The following is a 1115-nucleotide window of genomic DNA, read 5'->3' on the forward strand; positions in this document are numbered from 1 at the left end:
TGTAGTGGTTCAATGATTCCGGACACCAACGTAGGTGGTAAGATCGCCACCATAAACGAGGTGTCTGATGACCAGAAAGCGACGTTCTTTTTCTCCTGAGTTCAAACAGGAAGCAGCCAGCTTGGTGCTGGATCAAGGTTACACGATTCCGCAGGCCAGCGTGTCTCTGGGAGTTGGTGAAAGCGCTGTTCGGCGTTGGGTTCAACAACTGACGGACGAGCGTAAGGGCGTCACTCCGAAAGGCAAGGCGTTAACCCCGGAGCAGCGACGTATTCAGGAGCTGGAAGCCCGCTGCAATCGCCTGGAGCGAGAGAAAGAAATATTAAAAAAGGCTACAGCTCTCTTGATGTCGGACGAGATGAATCGTACGCGCTGATAGACCGGTTGGGGGAGCAGGAGTCAATTGAACTGGTCTGTGAAGCGTTTGATATCAGTCGTTCCAGCTATTACGAGTACCGCCAACGGCGGAACCGTGTAGATGTGGAGCGCCTGGCCCTGAGGGCTCAGGTAAACCGCCTGTTTACCAAGAGCCGCAGCTCTGCCGGCAGTCGTACAATCATAGGCTTGCTCCGCGAGGAAGGCGTTGTCGTTGGTCGCTTTAAAGTTCGACGACTGATGAGCGAGTTGGGGCTGATCTGTAAGCAGCCAGGCCCTCATGCCTACAAGCAGGCTACCGTTGAACGACCAGATATCCCGAACCATCTGGACCGGGAGTTTGCAGTAGAACGGCCTAACCAAGTCTGGTGTGGTGACATCACCTACATCTGGAGCGGCCAGCGATGGAGCTATCTGGCTGTGGTGCTGGACCTATATGCCCGGCGAGTTGTTGGCTGGGCAATGTCATCCAGTCCGGATGCGGACCTGGTTGTAAAAGCTCTGGATCACGCCTGGGAACAGCGTGGTCAGCCAGAGAAAGTCATGTTCCACTCGGATCAGGGCAGTCAGTACGCCAGTCGCAAGTTCCGTCAGAGGCTCTGGCGCTATCGAATGACACAAAGCATGAGCCGGCGTGGCAACTGCTGGGACAACGCACCGATGGAGCGACTGTTCCGAAGTCTGAAATCTGAGTGGATACCGGCCCTGGGTTATCGAAATCTGCCTGAGGCAAAAAGAGA

Annotated in this window: 1 protein-coding gene; it reads left to right on the forward strand. The window is 55.1% G+C overall.

Features of this window, described 5'->3' with window-relative positions; translation table 11 throughout:
• Positions 1-67: 67 nt before the first annotated feature.
• Positions 68-1115, forward strand: a protein-coding gene (locus LWH94_RS19205) for an IS3 family transposase (RefSeq protein ID WP_232903310.1) whose coding sequence is annotated in 2 segments (ribosomal slippage) — positions 68-323 and positions 323-1115 — 1049 coding nt annotated over the 2 segments. Because the reading frame shifts where the segments join, the coding sequence is not laid out codon by codon here. This gene is flagged as partial in the annotation.

It is taken from the genome of Marinobacter sp. G11 (genome assembly GCF_021282325.1).
Taxonomy (GTDB): Bacteria; Pseudomonadota; Gammaproteobacteria; order Pseudomonadales; family Oleiphilaceae; genus Marinobacter; species Marinobacter vinifirmus.